This is a genomic window from Microbacterium sp. NPDC089987 (genome assembly GCF_044748505.1).
Classification (GTDB): Bacteria; Actinomycetota; Actinomycetes; order Actinomycetales; family Microbacteriaceae; genus Microbacterium.
Window position 1 is genome coordinate 620,319 of the sequence record NZ_JBIVGE010000001.1, and the last position, 17,697, is coordinate 638,015.

Annotated in this window: 16 protein-coding genes; 12 read left to right on the forward strand and 4 right to left on the reverse strand. The window is 69.9% G+C overall.

The window, feature by feature from the left end; all coding sequences use genetic code 11:
• Positions 1-15: 15 nt before the first annotated feature.
• Positions 16-372 carry a BlaI/MecI/CopY family transcriptional regulator gene (locus ACIPV2_RS02810; protein ID WP_101187311.1) on the reverse strand — a complete coding sequence of 119 codons (357 nt, stop codon included), beginning with the start codon at positions 370-372 and terminating at the stop codon, positions 16-18.
• A 146-nt stretch (positions 373-518) separates the two neighbouring features.
• Between ACIPV2_RS02810 and ACIPV2_RS02815 the strand changes: the two genes are divergently transcribed.
• The 4 genes from ACIPV2_RS02815 (at position 519) to ACIPV2_RS02830 (ending at position 4,019) form a co-directional block, all read left to right on the forward strand.
• Positions 519-2,111, forward strand: a complete 1,593-nt coding sequence (locus tag ACIPV2_RS02815) for a cytochrome ubiquinol oxidase subunit I (RefSeq protein WP_400838212.1) — start codon at positions 519-521, stop codon at positions 2,109-2,111.
• Positions 2,112-2,134: 23 nt separating this feature from the next.
• Positions 2,135-3,172 carry a cytochrome d ubiquinol oxidase subunit II gene (gene cydB / locus ACIPV2_RS02820; protein ID WP_400838214.1) on the forward strand — a complete coding sequence of 346 codons (1,038 nt, stop codon included), beginning with the start codon at positions 2,135-2,137 and terminating at the stop codon, positions 3,170-3,172.
• Positions 3,173-3,194: 22 nt separating this feature from the next.
• Positions 3,195-3,797: a gamma carbonic anhydrase family protein gene (locus ACIPV2_RS02825; protein WP_400838216.1), complete on the forward strand. Its 603-nt coding sequence runs from the start codon at positions 3,195-3,197 to the stop codon at positions 3,795-3,797.
• Positions 3,798-3,860: 63 nt separating this feature from the next.
• Positions 3,861-4,019, forward strand: a complete 159-nt coding sequence (locus ACIPV2_RS02830) for a hypothetical protein (RefSeq protein WP_400838219.1) — start codon at positions 3,861-3,863, stop codon at positions 4,017-4,019.
• Positions 4,020-4,102: 83 nt separating this feature from the next.
• On the opposite strand, the gene gdhA is transcribed toward ACIPV2_RS02830, so the two are convergent.
• On the reverse strand, positions 4,103-5,470 hold the full coding sequence (gene gdhA, locus ACIPV2_RS02835) for an NADP-specific glutamate dehydrogenase (protein ID WP_400838222.1): 1,368 nt from the start codon (positions 5,468-5,470) through the stop codon (positions 4,103-4,105).
• 147 nt (positions 5,471-5,617) lie between these two features.
• A complete protein-coding gene (locus ACIPV2_RS02840; protein WP_400838225.1) occupies positions 5,618-8,341 on the reverse strand; it encodes a phosphoenolpyruvate carboxylase in 2,724 nt (907 codons plus the stop codon).
• A 57-nt stretch (positions 8,342-8,398) separates the two neighbouring features.
• Between ACIPV2_RS02840 and ACIPV2_RS02845 the strand changes: the two genes are divergently transcribed.
• The 3 genes from ACIPV2_RS02845 (at position 8,399) to ACIPV2_RS02855 (ending at position 11,769) form a co-directional block, all read left to right on the forward strand.
• Positions 8,399-9,574, forward strand: a complete 1,176-nt coding sequence (locus ACIPV2_RS02845) for a Na+/H+ antiporter NhaA (RefSeq protein ID WP_400838228.1) — start codon at positions 8,399-8,401, stop codon at positions 9,572-9,574.
• 4 nt (positions 9,575-9,578) lie between these two features.
• Entirely contained in the window at positions 9,579-10,253 is a 675-nt protein-coding gene (locus ACIPV2_RS02850; RefSeq protein WP_400838231.1) for a MazG nucleotide pyrophosphohydrolase domain-containing protein, read from the forward strand.
• Between the two features lie 166 nt (positions 10,254-10,419).
• Positions 10,420-11,769 (forward strand): histidine--tRNA ligase, encoded by a 1,350-nt coding sequence (locus ACIPV2_RS02855; RefSeq protein WP_400839891.1) that lies wholly within the window; start codon positions 10,420-10,422, stop codon positions 11,767-11,769.
• Between the two features lie 129 nt (positions 11,770-11,898).
• Here the strand turns inward: ACIPV2_RS02855 and ACIPV2_RS02860 are convergent, their stop codons facing one another.
• On the reverse strand, positions 11,899-13,128 hold the full coding sequence (locus ACIPV2_RS02860) for an APC family permease (protein ID WP_400838234.1): 1,230 nt from the start codon (positions 13,126-13,128) through the stop codon (positions 11,899-11,901).
• Positions 13,129-13,246: 118 nt separating this feature from the next.
• Here ACIPV2_RS02860 and ACIPV2_RS02865 point away from each other — a divergent pair, with 118 nt between their 5' ends.
• The 5 genes from ACIPV2_RS02865 to eno all read left to right on the forward strand — a co-directional run bounded on the left by ACIPV2_RS02865 (position 13,247) and on the right by eno (position 17,682).
• A complete protein-coding gene (locus tag ACIPV2_RS02865) occupies positions 13,247-13,597 on the forward strand; it encodes a GntR family transcriptional regulator (protein ID WP_400838237.1) in 351 nt (116 codons plus the stop codon).
• Positions 13,594-14,628, forward strand: a complete 1,035-nt coding sequence (locus tag ACIPV2_RS02870; RefSeq protein ID WP_400838240.1) for a DUF1648 domain-containing protein — start codon at positions 13,594-13,596, stop codon at positions 14,626-14,628. Before ACIPV2_RS02865 ends, ACIPV2_RS02870 begins: the two co-directional genes overlap by 4 nt.
• 16 nt (positions 14,629-14,644) lie before the next feature.
• Positions 14,645-15,610 carry a lysostaphin resistance A-like protein gene (locus ACIPV2_RS02875; protein WP_400838243.1) on the forward strand — a complete coding sequence of 322 codons (966 nt, stop codon included), beginning with the start codon at positions 14,645-14,647 and terminating at the stop codon, positions 15,608-15,610.
• A gap of 31 nt (positions 15,611-15,641) precedes the next feature.
• Positions 15,642-16,304 (forward strand): O-methyltransferase, encoded by a 663-nt coding sequence (locus ACIPV2_RS02880; RefSeq protein WP_400838246.1) that lies wholly within the window; start codon positions 15,642-15,644, stop codon positions 16,302-16,304.
• Positions 16,305-16,401: 97 nt separating this feature from the next.
• Entirely contained in the window at positions 16,402-17,682 is a 1,281-nt protein-coding gene (eno, locus tag ACIPV2_RS02885; protein ID WP_101187298.1) for a phosphopyruvate hydratase, read from the forward strand.
• Positions 17,683-17,697 lie beyond the last annotated feature (15 nt).

A 17,697-nucleotide genomic window follows, 5' to 3' on the forward strand; every position in this document is an offset into this window, starting at 1 on the left:
AGCATGGCGTCTCGGTCAGCCCGAGCGGCCCAGCAGCTGACGCAGCACGGCGGCGTCCTCGGGTGAGACCCCGCCGACGAAGCGCTCGAGCACGGCCGTGCGGTCACCGGCGTCGCCGAGCACCGAGTGCATGAGCTCCGCAACATGATCGGCACGAGAGGCGACGGCGGTGTAGCGGTGCGGGCGAGCCGAGCGGTCAGAGGCGACGAATCCCTTCTTCTCCAGGCGCGACAGCACGGTGAGCAGCGTGGTCACGGCGAGCGAACGGCCCTCCGCCTCGAGCTGGCTCTGCACGTCGTATGCGCTGAGCGCGTGATCCGCGTCCCAGATGGCGTCCATTACAGCGCGTTCCAGCTCTCCGAGTGTTCCCATGAGCGCATCCCTCCTCCACCGCATTTTGCCCGGCTCCTTGATTCTACTCCCTGTCGAATTTGTTCTATCGTGTGTCGAAGAAGTTCTACGGAGCGTAGAATTGCTGTGGCGGGCGACCGCCGCCCCTTCGCGAACGGAGAAACCGCGTGGACGTCCTCGACATCGCCCGCTGGCAGTTCGGCATCACCACCGTCTACCACTTCCTGATGGTGCCGCTGACTCTCGGCCTGGGCATGATGGTCGCGATCATGCAGACCCGCTGGGTGCGCACGGGCGATGAGAAGTTCCTGCGCATGACGAAGTTCTGGGGCAAGGTCTACCTGATCAACTTCATCGTCGGCGTCGCCACCGGCCTCGTGCAGGAGTTCCAGTTCGGGATGGCCTGGAGCGAATACTCCCGCTTCGTCGGCGACGTCTTCGGCGCCCCGTTGGCGATGGAGGGACTGCTCGCCTTCTTCGTCGAGTCGACCTTCCTCGGCATCTGGATCTTCGGCTGGGGCAGGCTGCGCAAGGGTCTGCACCTGGCGGCGCTCTGGTGCGCCGTGATCGGATCGTGGATCTCGGCGTTCTTCATCATCGTCGCCAACTCGTGGATGCAGCACCCGGTCGGCGTCGAGCTCGGTGCCGACGGACGCCCGGTGATGACCGACGTGTGGGCCGTGCTCACCAACAACACCGCGATCGCCGCCTACACGCACACGATCTTCGGCGCCCTGGTGGTCGCCGGCATGTTCCTGCTCGGCATCTCCTGGTATCACCTGTGGCGGCGCCGCCACGACGGCATCGACTCGGTCGACGAGACGGGTCGCGTGATCGTCGGGCAGGCGGATGCCGTGGCCGGGCGCGACAGGAAGGACCACGGCGTCTGGATCTGGTCGCTCCGGTTCGGTGCGGTCGTGGCCATCGCCGGGTTCCTCGGCACCGTGGCATCCGGAGACATCCAGGGCAAGCTGATGTACGAGCAGCAGCCGATGAAGATGGCGGCGGCGGAAGCCGCCTGCCACACCGGCTCGGCGTTCTCGGTGCTCTCCCTCGGCGACCCCGGGTCGACCGACTGCGCCGACGTGATCACCCTCGTCGAGGTGCCAGGGGTGCTCGGCTTCCTCGGCACGGGGGAGTGGGGCGCCGAGATGCCCGGCATCAGCGATCTCGAACCGCAGTACGTCGACCAGTACGGCAAGACGATCCCCGATGACGCCCTCTACGGCGACCTGGCCGGCACCGACGTGGAGTACGTGCCCGTGATGTGGGTCACCTACTGGGGCTTCCGGCTGATGATCGGCCTCGGCGGAGTGGTCGCGTTCGGCGGCGTGGTCGCGCTGTGGCTGACTCGCAAGGGCACGGTGCCGCGCTCGCCGTGGATCATGCGGCTCGCGCTGCTCGGCATGGTCGCGCCGTTCGCGGCGAACATCGCCGGCTGGATCTTCACCGAGCTCGGGCGCCAGCCCTTCGTCGTGGCACCCAACCCCGATGCGACCGGCGTCGATGGCGTCTTCATGTACACCGCGGCGGCCGTCTCGCCCGGTGTCACCGTCGGGGAGCTGCTGTTCTCCGTGATCACGCTCAGCGCGGTGTACGGCGTGATGCTCGTGATCGAGTTCTACCTGATGGTGAAGTACGTGCGCGGCGGCGTGGCCGCCTCGATGCCCGAGCTCGCCGCATCCGGGCATCCGGACGACGGCGAGGAGAGCCGACCCGATACCGATCGACGCGACGACGTGCTCGCCTTCGCATACTGACCGGCCCGAGAGGAACTGAGGAAATGGAACCGCTTCCCGTCGTCTGGTTCATCGCGATCGCCGTGCTGTGGATCGGCTACCTGCTGCTCGAGGGCTTCGACCTCGGCGTGGGCATGCACATGGTCTTCTCCACCCGATCCGAGCGCGACCGCCGCGTCATGCTCAACACCATCGGCCCCGTCTGGGACGGCAACGAGGTGTGGCTGATCACCGCGGGAGCCGCGATGTTCGCCGCGTTCCCGGCCTGGTACGCATCGCTGTTCTCGACGCTCTACGTGCCGCTGACGATCACCCTGGTCGGTCTCATCGTGCGCGCGGTCGGCATCGAGTACCGCGGCAAGGTGCACACCGAGCGCTGGCGCACCGTGTGGACCTGGATGATCGGACTCGGGTCGCTCATCGTCGCGTTCTGCATCGGCGCCGCGCTGGCGCTGACCTCGACCGGTCTGCCGATCGATGCGAACGGCGACCGCGTCGGCGGCCCGTTCGTCTGGCTGACGGCTCCCGCTGTGCTCGGCGGCCTCGCCGTGGTCGGCTTCGCGCTGCTGCACTCCGCGACGTTCCTCGGGCTGAAGGCCGACGGCCCGGTGCGCGAGCGGGCCGGGCGCTTCGCCGCCCGCTGGGCGCCGCTGTGCATCGCCCCCGCCGCACTCTGGGCGATCTGGGTGCAGCTGGCACACGGCGGCAGCGTGCTCGCCTGGACGCTCATCGTCTTCGCCGTGCTCGCCGCCGTCTTCGGCTGGCGGGCGGCGCAGCAGCGTCACGAAGGTCGTGCGTTCATCGGCTTCGCCGGATTCGGACTGTTCGGCGCGGCGGCGATCTTCGCCGGGATGTTCCCTCGACTGCTGCCCTCGACGGTGGACGCCGCCTTCGACCTCACCGTGTGGAACGCCGCCAACGGGCCGTACACGCTGGGCGTCATGACCGTCGTGGCGGCCGTGTCACTGCCGGTGATCCTGCTCTACCAGGCCTGGAGCTACTGGATCTTCCGCAAGCGCGTGACCCCCGGCATGATCCCCGAGGCGCACATCGTGCTGCCGGCGGTGCTGCGCGCTCGCTGACGTGCAGGGCTAGTCTGGCCGCATGATGTACGAGCACCTCGGGGCTCGGCCCCGCATCCACGACACGGCCGTCGTGGCGCCGACCGCCGTGATATCCGGCGACGTGGAGATCGGACCGAACTGCCAGGTGCTGCACGGGGCCGTGATCACGGCCGAGGGCGGTCCGATCAGCCTCGGCGAGCACGTGATCGTGATGGAGAACGCGCTCATCCGCGCCACGTCGGCGAATGCAGCGCACATCGGCGACCACACGCTGGTCGGCACACTCGCGAGCATCGCCGGTGCGACCGTCGGTGAGGAGGTGTTCCTGGCATCCGGAGCCCGCGTCTTCAACGGCGCGCTCATCGGACCCCGCTGCGAGGTGCGCGTCAACGCGATCATCCAGCGTCGCGCGGTGCTGCCAGAGGGAAGCGTGGTGCCCATCGGCTGGGTGGCGGTCGGCGACCCCGTGCGGCTGTTCTCGCCGGACCAGGCCGACGAGATCGCTGCGGCGATGCCCGCCCTCGACTTCCCCGGGCACGTGTTCGGCGTCGACCGCGACACCCCCGACCTGATGGTGCAGCTCACCGAGCGCTATGCGAGCTCGCTCGCGCGGCACGCCGACGATCGGCGGCTCGACCCGTAGTGGAATGACCGCTCGAGGTCAACGACCTGGCCGCGCGGTCGTCGGGCGGGCAGAATCGGGGGCATGTGGACATTGCTGATCGTCTTGCTCGTCATCTGGCTCGGACTGTCCGTGCTCGGCTTCGTCGTGAAGGGCCTGCTCTGGCTCGCGGTGCTCGGCATCGTGCTGTTCCTGGCCACGCTCGTCTTCGGCTTCCTCAGACGAGGCCGCTCCAAGGTCTGACCCCGCACTGCACGCACCGACGCCCCCTCCGATCCCCACCAGGGGAGTCGAGAGGGGGCGTCGATGCGTGCGACAGCGTCGGGTCAGATGACGCCCTGCGCGAGCATCGCGTCGGCGACGCGCTCGAAGCCGGCGATGTTGGCGCCGGCGACGTAGTCGCCGGGAGTGCCGTAGCGCTCGGCGGCGCGGAACGACGCGTCGTGGATGTCGCCCATGATGTCGCGCAGCTTCTGCTCGCTGTTCGCGAAGTTCCAGCGCTGGCGCGAGGCGTTCTGGCTCATCTCCAGAGCGGAGGTGGCCACGCCACCGGCGTTCGCCGCCTTGCCCGGCGCGAACAGCACCTCGGAGTCCTGGAACGCGCCGACGGCCTCGGGGGTGGAGGGCATGTTGGCGCCCTCGGCGACCGCACGCACGCCGTTGGCGATGAGCATGCGGGCAGAGTCCTCGTTCAGCTCGTTCTGCGTGGCAGACGGCACGGCGATGTCGACCGGGGTCTCCCAGACGTTGCCGCCCTCGACGAACCGGGCGCCGGGGCGACGGTTCGCGTACTCGACGATGCGGCCGCGCTCGACCTCCTTGATCTGGCGCAGCAGAGCGAGGTCGATGCCCGCGTCGTCGACAATGTAGCCGGAGGAATCGGATGCCGTGATCGCGCGCGCCCCGAGCTGGGTGGCCTTCTCGATCGCGTAGATCGCGACGTTGCCCGAGCCCGAGACGGCCACGCGCTTGCCCTCGAGGCTCTCGCCGTGCACCGCGAGCATCTCCTGCACGAAGAACACCGCGCCGTAGCCGGTCGCCTCGGTGCGCACCTGCGCGCCGCCCCAGCCGATGCCCTTGCCGGTCAGGATGCCCGACTCGTGACGGTTCGTCATCTTGCGGTACATGCCGAACAGGTAGCCGATCTCACGGCCGCCGACGCCGATGTCACCCGCGGGGACGTCGGTGTGCTCGCCGATGTGGCGGAACAGCTCGCTCATGAACGACTGGCAGAAGCGCATGACCTCAGCGTCGCTCTTGCCGTGCGGGTCGAAGTTCGAGCCGCCCTTGCCGCCGCCGATGCCCTGGCCGGTGAGCGCGTTCTTGAAGATCTGCTCGAAACCGAGGAACTTGATGATCGAGATGTTCACCGAGGGGTGGAAGCGCAGACCGCCCTTGTACGGGCCGAGTGCGGAGTTGTACTGCACGCGGTAGCCGCGGTTCACCTGCAGCTTGCCGGCGTCGTCGGTCCACGGCACGCGGAAGATGACCTGGCGCTCGGGCTCGACGAGGCGCTCGAGCACGCCCTGGTCCAGGTACTTCGGGTGGCGCTCGAGGACCGGCCCGATCGAGTGCAGCACTTCGTGCACCGCCTGGTGGAACTCCGGCTCATTCGGGTTGAGGCTGCGCACGGCGTCGAAGACGGGCTGGGCGGCATCGCTGAGCGGATGGAAGTCGGCAGTGTTCTCTGTCACGCGGGAAGCTTTCTTATGGGGGATGGAAGAGTGCGATCGTGTCGCGTGACCCTTCGACAGGCTCAGGGCAGGTGCCGGATCAGGCAGGGGTCTTCACTTTAGCGTCAGCGCCCCAGGGTCTCCGACGAGAAGTCGCAGGGGATGCTATCACCCGGTGTTCTGCAGGCCCGCCGCGACTCCGCTGACCGAAAGCAGCAGGAGGCGCTGCAGATCGGGCCCTTCGACAGGCTCAGGGACCCAGATCGCTTGAGTCTCGGAGCGGAGGGCGCGCAGCGCCCGCAGCTGCAGCAGCGACAGCGCGTCGACGTACGGGGTGCGCAGCTGCACGGCGCGCTGCAGCACGGGCTTGTTCCCGAGCAGCTGGTCGCCGCCGGTGAGACGGATCACCCAGTCGCGCGTGAGCGCGAGCTCGTCGAGCACGATGTTCGCGAGGTCGTCGCGGTCGCCGAGCGAAAGGTACTCGCGGGCGATGCGCTCGTCGGTCTTCGCCAGGCTCATCGCGACGTTGTCGACCATGGTGCGCAGCAGCGGCCAGTCCCGGTAGGCCTCGATCAGCCTGGCCTCGTCGCCCACGGCATCCAGCGCCGTGCCCAGACCGAACCAGCCGGCGAGGTTGATCCGCGCCTGCGTCCAGGCGAACACCCACGGGATCGCCCGCAGATCCTCGAGGGATTCGACCGAGAGCCCACGGCGGGCCGGACGCGAGCCCAGGGCCAGCAGGCCGATCTCCTCCATGGGCGTGACGGTCGCGAACCACGGCGCGAATCCGTCTGCGGCGACGAGCGAGAAGAACCGCTCACGCGACGCGGCATCCATCGTCTGGGCGACATCGGCGAAGCGCTCGGCGGCGCCGCTCGTGCGCTGCTCGACGGTGGGGGAGGAGGCGAGCAGCGTCGCCGCGGCCACCTGATCGATGTGACGCATCGCGATCGCCGGCTCGCCGTAGCGGGCGAAGATGACCTCGCCCTGCTCGGTGAGCTTGAAGCGGCCGTCCACCGAGTGCGGCGGCTGCGCGAGGATGGCCGAGTTGGCAGGGCCGCCGCCGCGGCCGAGCGCGCCGCCGCGGCCGTGGAACAGGGTGAGCCGGATGCCCGATTCCTTGGCCCACAGGGCGATCTGACGCTGCGCCTCGTAGAGCGCGAGGTTCGCGGCCACCGGACCGACGTCCTTCGACGAATCGGAGTACCCGAGCATGACCTCGAGCCGGTCGCCGGTGGCGTCCAGGCGAGCACGGAACTGCGGGAACTGAACGACCTCCGCGAGGATCGCGGGGGCCGCCTGCAGGTCGGCGAAGGTCTCGAACAGCGGCACGACGTCGAGCACCGGAGCCTGATCGCCCAGCGCGTAGGTCGCGAGCCGGTGCACGTTGGCGAGGTCCTGCGCCGACTGCGTGAACGAGACGACGTAGCGCCCGGCGGCGCGAAGCCCGTAACGGCGCTGGATGTCGGCGACCGCACGGAACACATCGAGCACCTCCTCGGTCTGCGCGCTGAGCTCGCCACCGGCGTCGAGCTCTTCCAGAGCCTGCCGGTGCACCTTCGAGTGCTGACGCACCTCGAGCTCGGTGAGGTGGAAGCCGTAGGTCTCCACCTGCCAGATCACGTGCTGCAGGCCGCCGAACGCGTGGCGGCGGGCCCCGGCATCCGCGAGCGACGACTGCACCGCCCGCAGGTCATCGAGCAGCTCCTCGGGGGCGCCGTAGGCGGCACCCTGCTCGGTGCGGGTGGCGTGCACGCGGTGCACGAGCGCGAGCATCACGCGGCGGTGCGGCTCGGACGGGGAGCGGGTCGCGATCTCATCCGCCAGTTCCGGATGCCCGTCGGCGAAGCGCTGCCAGATCGCGCTGACCTCGTCGCTCGGCGGGGTGTCGGCGGCGTCGAGGGTGAGAGTGCGGCCGATGCGCTCCAGCGCACGCTCCAGTCCGCGCAGCACGTGCTCGGAGGCGATCTGCGCAGCCTCCCTCGTCACCGACGCGGTGACGAACGGGTTCCCGTCGCGGTCGCCGCCGACCCATGAGCCGACGCGCACGAACGCGGGGACGACGGGCTTGCTGGCTCCGGACTCGTCACCGCGCAGCGCGTCGTCGATGCGGCGGTACACGTGCGGCACGGTGCTGAAGAGCGTCTCGTCGAACACGCCCATGACCGTGCGGACCTCGTCGGTCGGGGTGGGCTTCTGGGCACGCAGGGGCGCGGTGCGCCACAGCGTGTCGATCTCCTCGAGCATCCGGCGGCGGGCCCGCTGCTCGTCGGCGCCGCCCTCGCTGGCGGCGTCGTGCTCGGTGAGCAGATCGGAGAGGCGGCGGATGCTGCCCGACACCGCACGGCGACGTGCCTCGGTCGGGTGAGCGGTGAAGACCGGGTGGAAACGCAGCTCGGCGAGCCGCTCGCGAGCGGCATCCTCCCCGACCTCCTTCGTCAGCTGGGCGAAGGCGGTCGCGACGGTGTCGGCCTCCCGTGATTGGGTCCCTGCGGCCTGTCCTGAGCCTGCCGAAGGGCCTGTCGAAGGGCGGCCGGACCGCTCGCGCAGGATGCGCACGCGCTGGTGCTCCTCGGCCAGGTTGACGAGGTGGAAGTAGCAGGTGAAGGCGCGTGCGACCTCGTCAGCGCGCTCGATGGTGAACGAGTCGGCGATCTCGGCCGCGCGGGCGAACGCCGCCCCGTCGCCGTCGGCGTCCGACGCCTGGATCGTGGCCAGCCGCAGCCTCTCGACATCCTCGAAGAGCCCGACGCTGCCCGACTCGCGCAGCACCTGCCCGAGCAGGCCGCCGAGCATCCGGACATCCGCGCGCATCGCGTCGGGAATGCCGTGGGAGGCCTCGAATCGGGTGATGACGCGGATGGCTTCGGTGTTCGTGGGCTCAAGCGACATGCTTCGAGAGTAAACCGCCCGAACGGCCCGTCCGTTCCCTGTGACAGAGTGGAGGGGATGCGTATCTCGGACAACCCCCTTCGTGGCCAGCAGTTCCCCGCGGCGCTCCTCCTCGCCGCCGCGGCTCTCGGCCTGCTGCTGGCGAATCTGGCCACCCACGACGGGATCGCCGACGTGCTGCATGCGCATATCGTCATCCCCGGTACAGGGCTCGACCTCTCGATCGAGGAGTGGGTGGCCGACGGACTGCTCGCGATCTTCTTCCTCGTCGTCGCGATCGAGCTGCGGCACGAACTCACCCACGGCGAGCTCGATTCGCCGCGCAAGGCCGTGCAGCCGGCGATCGCGGCCGCCGGCGGCGTGATCGTGCCGATCGCCATCTACCTTCTGATCGCCGGGCCCGCGACGGGAGCGGGCACGGCCGTCGGCTGGCCGATTCCGACGGCCACAGACATCGCCTTCGCGCTCGGCGTGCTGGCCATGTTCGGGAAGGGCCTGCCCTCGGGGGTGCGCGTCTTCCTGCTGGCCCTCGCCATCCTCGACGACATCATCGGCATCATCTTCATCGCCGTCCTCTTCGCGCACGACGTGAACTGGCTGATGTTCGCTCTCGCGGTCGCGTGCGTCGCGGTGTTCGCCGTGCTCAGCCGAGTAGTCGCGAAGAACGGGTCGTCGGGGCTCGCCGTGCTGATGGGCGTCATCGGCGTCATCGCCTGGGGCTTCATGGCGCTCTCCGGAATCCACGCCACGATCGCCGGCGTGATGCTGGGGCTCGCGATGTCACCGGCACCAGCCGAGAAGACCCGGCACGCGCTCGAGCCCACGGTCAACGGTGCCATCCTGCCGGTCTTCGCCTTTGTCGCGGCGTTCGTCGTCATCCCTCAGGTCTCGCCGACCGAGCTGTCCCCGGCGTTCTGGGGGATCCTCATCGCGCTGCCGGTCGGCAAGATCATCGGCATCGGACTGTTCGGGTGGCTCAGCATGCAGATCAGACCCAAGGGCACCGAGCCCGCGCTGCGGCTACCCGACATCCTCGCCGCCGGGACCCTCGGCGGCATCGGGTTCACCGTCTCGCTGCTGCTCGCGAACCTCGCCTTCGCTGGCGAGGGTGAGATCCGCGACCAGGCGATCCTCGGCGTTCTCGGCGGTTCGCTGATCGCCCTGCTGCTCTCTGGCGTCGTCGTCACCGCCCGCGCGCGGTCGTACCGCCGGCTCGCCGCCGCGGTGGAGTGAGCCGATGACCGATCCGCTCACCGAGCCCGACGCGCTTCGTGCCGCTGCGGAGACCATGCGGCAGGTGCGTGAGCGATGCGTCTGGTCGCAGCGGATCACCCATCGCGACCTCGTGCCGTACCTGATCGAGGAGGCGCACGAGCTGATCGACGCCGTCGAGCGCGACGACCGCGACGAGATGCGCGAAGAGCTCGGTGACCTGCTCTGGCAGGTGCTCTTCCACGCGGCGATCACCGCGCAGAGCCCATCGGACGCGTTCGACATCGACGACGTGGCGCGTGGGCTCACCGAGAAGATGGTGCGGCGGCATCCGCACGTCTTCAGCGATGCTGTCGCGACGACGCCCGACGAGGTGCTCGTGCACTGGAACGCGGCCAAGGCGGCCGAGAAGCGCGAGCGTCGCAGCGTGCTCGACGGTGTGCCGGCGGGCATGCCCGCGCTGGCGCGAGCGCAGAAGCTTCTCGGACGGGCTGCCTCGGTCATCGGTTCGGCCGTCGCGCCTCCCGCCCACTGGGTCCCTGAGCCTGTCGAAGGGCCCGCATCCGAAGCCGAAATGGGCGATGCGCTGCTCGCCCTGGTCGCGCAGGCGCGCGAGCAGGGATGGGATGCCGAGCGCGCGCTGCGTGAGCGCCTCCGGCTGCTGGAATCCGACGTCCGCGCCGCCGAATCCGGCAGCTGAGGCCCGGGTGCGCCGACCGGCGCGGTGACCGGCATTCTGCTCCGCGCCACGAGGTCCGCGAAGCAGGGAACGCGCCTTCCGCAGCGCAGCCGGGCCGCCAGCGACGATGCCGCTGCGCGTGACCTGGAAAGATGGACCTGTGGCAACTGTGAACCCGCCGCGCGGCATGCGCGACTTCCTCCCCGCTGACAAGGCCCGTCGCGAGCGCGTGCTCGCCGTCATCCGCGAGCGCTATCGTGCGCACGGCTTCGACGAGATCGAGACCCCGGTGGTCGAGGAGCACGGACGCCTGCACGCCGGCATCGGCGGCGACAACGAGAAGCTCTCGTACAGCATCCTGCGCCGCGGACTCGACGCCGACGGCATCCGAGCCGCAGCCGACGACCCGGCGGCCCTCAGCGATCTCGGCCTGCGATACGACCTCACCGTCCCGCTGGCGCGCTTCTACGCGACGAACCGCGGGCAGCTGCCGACGGTGTTCCGCGCGATCCAGATCGGACCGGTCTGGCGTGCCGAGCGGCCCCAGAAGGGGCGCTACCGCCAGTTCGTGCAGTGCGACATCGACATCATGGGCGACGACAGCGCCCGCGCCGAGGCCGAATTGATCGTCGCGTCCCTCGACACGATCGACGCACTCGGTCTCGAGGGCGGCATGGTGCGGGTCAACGACCGCCGCGCCCTGGATTGGATGCTCGACAGCTTCGGCTTCACCGAGGACGAGCGCCCGGGCGTGCTCATCACGATCGACAAGCTCGACAAGATCGGTCCCGACGGCGTCGCGGCGGAGCTGCGCGAGCGCGCCCTTCGGCAGGCCCCTCGACAAGCTCAGGACAGGCCGCAGGGACCCAATTCCGGTGCCGTCGACGCGTTCGAGGCGTTCCTGAAGCGCCCGCAGACGCGCGAGTACAACCCCTACGGCGAGCGGCAGATTCGCAAGGCGCTGCCCGAGGGCGCGCCCGACGAGATCGTCGCGCACCTCGTCTCGCTCGGCGAGGCGGTCGTGGCCGCGCGCCCTTCGGCAGGCCCTTCGACAGGTTCAGGACAGGCCGCAGGGAACCAGCTCGAGGCGGACCCGCCTCTCGTCTACGACCCGTTCCTCGTGCGTGGGATGGGCTACTACACGGGCACGATCTTCGAGCTCGCGCACCCCTCGGTGGGCTACTCGCTCGGCGGCGGCGGACGCTACGACGGCATGATCGGGCGGTTCCTCGGCCAGCAGGTTCCCGCGGTGGGCTTCTCGATCGGCTTCGAGCGCATCGTCGACCTGGTCGCCGAGCAGGAGGCCGACCAGGCGCAGGCGGTCGTGCTCGTGCACGACGCCGACGTGCCGGTCGCCGTGCTGCTGGCGCACAAGTCCGCGCTGTTGCGCGACGGCGTCGCTCGCGTGCGCCTCGAGCGCCGCGCGAAGAATATGAAGGCGCTGCTCGAGCGCTCGGCCGCCGATGGGTACACCGGTTTCGCGTCGGTGCGCTCCGGAGACGAGCCGGGCACGGCCGAGGTCAAGCCGCTCGCCTGATTTCGCCTTTTCCGAGGTAGGCGAACACACGAGCGTAGGCGGATTTCACGGAATCCGGCCTGCGCTCGATCGTTCGCCTGCGCTCGCGTGGCCACCGGCCCTGTGGCAGCGCTCAGCGCGCGGCGAGCCTCAGCGCGCGGCGAGCCTCAGCCGCAGCATCCGGAATCCGACTCCGGCCAGTACGACGCCGGTGCCGATCAGCGAGGCGAGCGCGGGCAGCGTCGAGACGAGCACCAGGCATCCGACCGCACCGATCACCTGCAGCGCCTTCGGATACCGGCGAACGTCGGCGCGCTGACGGAACGCCGCGGCGTTGGCGATCAGGTAGTACAGCAGCACGCCGAACGATGAGAAGCCGATCGCGCCGCGCAGATCGGCGACCAGCACGATCCCGATCACGATCAGCGCCACCGCGATCTCCGCGCGCTGCGGCACCTGCCACCGTTCGTCGACCACGGCGAGGAACCGCGGCAGATCCGACTCGCGCGCCATCGCAAGCGTCGTCCGTCCCACGCCGGTGATGAGGGCGAGCAGTGCGCCGAGAGACGCCGTCGTGCCTGCCACGCGCACCACGGGCGCTGCCCAGCTCCAGCCCGCCTCCTCCGCGACGTCGGCGAGCGGATGCGCGGTGCCGATGGCATCCGCTCCCAGCGTCAGCATGATCGAGACGGCCACCAGCACGTAGACGACGACTGCCCCGCCGAGAGCGAGCACGATCGCACGGGGGATCGTTCGCGCGGGATCGATCACCTCCTCGCCCATGGTCGCGATGCGCGCGTAGCCCGCGAAGGCGAAGAACAGCAGTCCCGCGCCCTGCAGCACGCCATAGGCCGTCGCATCCGGCAGGGGAGCGGGAGTGGCTTCCGGTGCGGCGGCGATTCCGGATGCCGCGACCGCGGCCAGTCCGAGCAGCGAGACGACCACGAGGATGCGCGTCAGCAGCGCCGTACGCGTGACGCCGAAGCAGTTGACGACGGCGAGCGCGGCGACCGCGAGCACGGCGACGGGCGTCCGCCAGCCCTCGGGCGCGGCGTAGGCGGCGAAGGTCATCGCCATGGCCGCGCAGCTCGCGATCTTGCCGATCACGAAGCACCACCCCGCGATGAAGCCCGACCAGGGCCCGATCTCGGCGCGCGCGTAGGCGTATGTGCCGCCCGCGACCGGGTGCACGGCAGCCAGCTGCGCCGACGAGGTGGCGTTGCAGAACGCGACGAGAGCGGCGATTCCCAGGGCGATGAGGAGGCCGGAGCCGGCGACTCCGAGGGCAGGCGACCAGACGGCGAACACCCCGGCGCCGATCATCGACCCCAGACCGATCGCGACGGCGTCGGTGAGACTCAGGCGGCGAGCGAGCGGCATCCGCCCATGCTTGCATTCTGCGGTGAACGTGAGGTGACGCAGTCGGGCGACGTGACGCGCGTAATTCTACTTGCCCTAGTTGATATAGCCGGAATAGAGTAAGCGTCAGGAGGCGCGCATGCTCATCAGAATCGACCCGGACAGCCCTCGCCCGCTGTTCGAGCAGATCGCCGCATCGGTACGCGCCGAGGTGCTCGCGGGACGGATCGTTCCCGGCGACCGACTGCCCGCCGCGAGAGAACTGGCCGAAGCAGTCGAGGTCAATGTCCATACAGCGCTCCGCGCCTATCAGGAGCTGCGCGACGAGGGGCTCGTCGAGCTGCGCCGGGGGCGCGGAGCGGTGATCTCGGCCTCGGCCGCACCGCTCGCCGAACTCGCCGACGAGATCACTGCACTCGTCCGGCGCGGCGCCGCTCTCGGCGTCGCCCCCGCCACTCTGGCCGCTCTCATCAAGGAGATGGACTCATGACCACGCCCGGCACGCCGCCCGCCACCGCCACCGCCACCGATGTCGACCTTCGGCGAGCCCGACGCGCCCTCGTGGTCGTCGGTCTCGTGATCCCCGCCGTTCTGACTGCGGTCACCATCGGGCTCATCGCCGTCTGGATGCCCGACATGCCCGACCCCGCGGCGACGCACTGGGACGCCGGCGGCGTCGACGGCTACGGCCCGCCCGTCACGTACCTGTGGCTCGCCGCGGTCGTCGGGCTCGGCCTTCCGCTGCTGCTGGCGACGGCAACGCTGACCATGGCCGGGCGGCAGTGGGGCGCGACGGCTCGGTTCCTCGGCGCGCTCGCGCTCGGACTGTCGGGCTTCAGCGCCGTGATCAACGCCGGCTCGACCTGGATGCAGCGCGGCCTGACGGACGCCGGTGACGCGACCAACGTGCTGCCCGTTCTCATCGGCGGGTTCTGCGCACTGCTGCTGTTCTTCGCCGCCGGCTGGGTGCTGCAGCCCGACATCGCGGCGACGCCGGCGCCGACGCTCAGGAGCACGCGTCTCCCGTCCATCTCTGCGGGGGAGCGGGTGGTCTGGATGGGCTCGGCGAGCATGGCGCCCGCCGGTGTCATGATCATCGGATTCACGTGCATCGTGCTGATCGGGGTGGGCGCGGTGATGCTGCTGCAGGCGCCCGAAAGCGCCTGGATTCCCCTGCTCGTGCTCGTCTTGGTCGGTCTCGCGCTCGCGGCGACGGCATCCTTCCGTGTGCGGGCCGGTGCTGACGGGCTGAAGGTCCGCTCCGCACTCGGGTTTCCTCGACTGAACGTGCCGCTGGACGAGATCACCGCCGTGCGCGCGATCGAGTGCCACCCGTTCGCCGAGTTCGGCGGAATCGGCTGGCGCGTGGGCCTCGACGGTCGCACCGGTATCGTGCTGCGCACGGGACCCGCCCTCGAGGTCGGTCGCCGCGGCAAGGGCGCGGTCGTGATCACTGTCGACGGCGCCGAGACGGCCGCCGCGACCCTGCAGGCCCACCTCGACCACCGAGCAGCGGAATGAGCGGAGGCGCAGCGAGATGACAGATCAGTCGACTGACCGGACGCCGGAGGTGAGTCTCGGGGCCATCGTCGTGTTCGTGCTGCTCGCACTCGGGCTGGCGTGGGCGGTGGTGCTGCCGCTCTGGCTGGGCGACGGGCTGGCCTCGCCGTTCGTCGGGCTGGTGCTGGCGGCGATGATGTACACGCCCGCGGTCGCGTTGCTCGTGGTGATGCTCGTGCTGCGGCCCGTGCCGCGCGGTCAGAGACTCCGCTTCCTGGGCATGTGGCCGCTGCGCCCGGTGAAGCGCGTGATCGGCATGAGCGCCATCGGGCTGTTCGGCACGATCGCAGTCGTGGTGCTCGCGCTCGCCGTCGCGGCCCTGTGCGGCTGGATCACTCTCGACCTGGTCACCTTCTCCGGGTTCGCCGAAGTGCTGGAAGCGGGTCCCGCCGGTGCTGTCGCGCTTCCACCTCTCGGCGTGCTGGTCGCCGTGCAGCTGCTGGCGGTTCCGGTCGCCGCCGCCACGGTCAACGCGGTCGCCGCGTTCGGCGAGGAGATCGGGTGGCGCGGGTTCCTCGTTCCTGCCCTGCGTCGGTACGGGACGTGGTCCGCCCTGCTGATCAGCGGCGCGGTCTGGGGGCTGTGGCACGCGCCGATCATCCTGCTCGGCTACAACTTCGGACGCACCGACATCACGGGTGTGCTGCTGATGACGGCCGGATGCCTGGCATGGGGCGTGCTGCTCGGATGGCTGCGTCTGCGATCGGGGTCGGTGTGGCCGGCGGTCTTCGCGCATGGCGCCGTGAACGCGGCGGCCGGCCTGCCGACGCTGCTGTACGCCGCAGGCACCCGTCCTGATCCCGCGCTCGCTTTCGTGCTGGGCGCTTCGGGCTGGATCGCGTGCGCGCTGGTGGCGGTCGCGCTGCTGCTCACCGGACAGTTCCGCCGGCAGCCGGCTCTCGCCGCACCGGCCCTGGCTCCTGGCAGCGCTCCGCCCGCTTGACCTCGGCGTGCGCGGCGGCTTGGCTGGGCGCATGGTCGAATCCACCCCGCACGCCTGGCGCGTCGCAGACGAGTATCTCTCCGACCTGCTGGTCGGGCGCGACCCGGCGCTGGAGCGCGCGCTGTCCGCGCAGAGGGCTGCCCGCATGCCCGACATCGAGGTCGCGCCGGTCGCGGGCAAGCTCCTGAACCTGCTGGTGCGGATGAGCGGCGCACGTCGCGTGCTCGAGATCGGCACCCTCGGCGGGTACTCGACCATCTGGATGGCACGCGCCGTCGGCGAGCAGGGCCGCGTGGTGACCATCGAGGCCGAGCACGACAACGCCGAGATCGCCCGCGCCAGCATCGCCGCAGCCGGTGTCGGCGACCGCGTCGAGATCCGCATCGGCCGCGGCGAGGACGTGCTGCCCACGCTCGTCGGCGGGTTCGATCTCGTCTTCATCGATGCCGACAAGGAATCCAACACGCTCTACCTGGACTGGGCGGCGAAGCTCGGGCATCCGGGCACCGTGGTCATCCTCGACAACATCGGCCGGGACGGCGAGATCGTGAACGAGCGGACCGCCGACACGAAGGTCATCGGCACGCAGGAGGCGCTCCGGATGCTCGCGGAGGATCCCCGCTTCGACGCAACAGCGCTGCAGACCGTGGGCGCCAAGGGCTGGGACGGCTTCGCCCTCGCGCTCGTCGTCTGACATGCGCCCGAGCGGCGCGAACGGGCATGGCTAGACTGAATCGCGGATCGACGTCGCTCCACCACCACCCTTCCCTCCCTTTCGAAGGAGCACTTCTGTGGCACTGATCGAGGCTGTAGGCGCACGCGAGATTCTCGACTCGCGCGGAAACCCGACCGTCGAGGTGGAGGTGCTCCTCGATGACGGCGTCGTCCAGCGCGCCGCCGTCCCCTCCGGCGCATCCACCGGAGCCTTCGAGGCGTACGAGCTGCGTGACGGAGACAAGGGCCGCTACGGCGGAAAGGGCGTCCTGAAGGCCGTCGAGGCCGTCATCGACGAGCTCGGCCCCGCCATCGAGGGCGTCGAGGCGAGCGAGCAGCGCATCGTCGACGAGATCCTCAACGAGGTCGACGGCACCGACAACAAGAAGCGCGTGGGCGCCAACGCCATCCTCGGCGTCAGCCTCGCCGTCGCGAAGGCCGCCGCCGACTCGGCCGACCTGCCGCTGTTCCGCTACCTGGGCGGACCCAACGCGCACCTGCTGCCCGTCCCGCTGTTCAACGTCATCAACGGCGGGGAGCACGCCGACAACGGCATCGACATGCAGGAGTTCTTCCTCGCTCCGATCGGCGCCGACACCTACTCGGAGTCGCTGCGCTGGGGCGTCGAGACGTACCACGTCCTGCGCAGCGAGCTGAAGGCCGCCGGCTACGCGACCGGCCTCGGCGATGAGGGCGGTTTCGCGCCCGACCTGCCCAGCAACCGCGAGGGCCTCGAGTTCCTCATCAAGGCGATCGAGAAGGCCGGCTTCACCCCCGGCAAGGACATCGCGCTGGGCCTCGACGTGGCCGCGACCGAGTTCTTCAACGACGGTGTGTACCGCCTCGACAACAAGGACTGGAGCGGTCCTGAGCTGATCGAGTACTACCAGGGCCTGGTCGCCGACTTCCCGATCGTCACCATCGAGGACGCCCTCGCCGAGGACGACTGGGACAACTGGAAGCAGCTCACCGACGCCCTCGGCGCGAAGGTGCAGCTCGTCGGCGACGACCTGTTCGTGACCAACCCCGAGCGCCTCGGCGACGGCATCAAGCGCGGCGTGGCGAACTCGCTGCTGGTGAAGGTCAACCAGATCGGCACCCTGACCGAGACCTTCGACGCGGTCAGCCTCGCGCAGCGCTCGGGCTACACCGCCATGCTCTCGCACCGTTCGGGCGAGACCGAGGACACCACGATCGCCGACCTGGCCGTGGCGACCAACGCGGGACAGATCAAGACCGGTGCGCCCGCTCGCAGCGAGCGCGTCGCGAAGTACAATCAGCTTCTGCGCATCGAAGAGGAGCTGGGTGACGCCGCGGTCTTCGCGGGCGCATCCGCCTTCCCGCGCTTCCAGGCCTGAGCCGAAGCGCACGCG

Bases quoted from the DNA above. Each gene is read 5' to 3' on its own strand.
- ACIPV2_RS02810 (WP_101187311.1), bottom strand. From the start codon at position 372: ATGGGAACACTCGGAGAGCTGGAACGCGCTGTAATGGACGCCATCTGG.
- cydB (WP_400838214.1), top strand. From the start codon at position 2,135: ATGGAACCGCTTCCCGTCGTCTGGTTCATCGCGATCGCCGTGCTGTGG.
- ACIPV2_RS02825 (WP_400838216.1), top strand. From the start codon at position 3,195: ATGATGTACGAGCACCTCGGGGCTCGGCCCCGCATCCACGACACGGCC.
- ACIPV2_RS02830 (WP_400838219.1), top strand. From the start codon at position 3,861: ATGTGGACATTGCTGATCGTCTTGCTCGTCATCTGGCTCGGACTGTCC.
- ACIPV2_RS02840 (WP_400838225.1), bottom strand. From the start codon at position 8,341: ATGTCGCTTGAGCCCACGAACACCGAAGCCATCCGCGTCATCACCCGA.
- ACIPV2_RS02845 (WP_400838228.1), top strand. From the start codon at position 8,399: ATGCGTATCTCGGACAACCCCCTTCGTGGCCAGCAGTTCCCCGCGGCG.
- ACIPV2_RS02850 (WP_400838231.1), top strand. From the start codon at position 9,579: ATGACCGATCCGCTCACCGAGCCCGACGCGCTTCGTGCCGCTGCGGAG.
- ACIPV2_RS02855 (WP_400839891.1), top strand. From the start codon at position 10,420: ATGCGCGACTTCCTCCCCGCTGACAAGGCCCGTCGCGAGCGCGTGCTC.
- ACIPV2_RS02860 (WP_400838234.1), bottom strand. From the start codon at position 13,128: ATGCCGCTCGCTCGCCGCCTGAGTCTCACCGACGCCGTCGCGATCGGT.
- ACIPV2_RS02865 (WP_400838237.1), top strand. From the start codon at position 13,247: ATGCTCATCAGAATCGACCCGGACAGCCCTCGCCCGCTGTTCGAGCAG.
- ACIPV2_RS02870 (WP_400838240.1), top strand. From the start codon at position 13,594: ATGACCACGCCCGGCACGCCGCCCGCCACCGCCACCGCCACCGATGTC.
- ACIPV2_RS02875 (WP_400838243.1), top strand. From the start codon at position 14,645: ATGACAGATCAGTCGACTGACCGGACGCCGGAGGTGAGTCTCGGGGCC.
- ACIPV2_RS02880 (WP_400838246.1), top strand. From the start codon at position 15,642: ATGGTCGAATCCACCCCGCACGCCTGGCGCGTCGCAGACGAGTATCTC.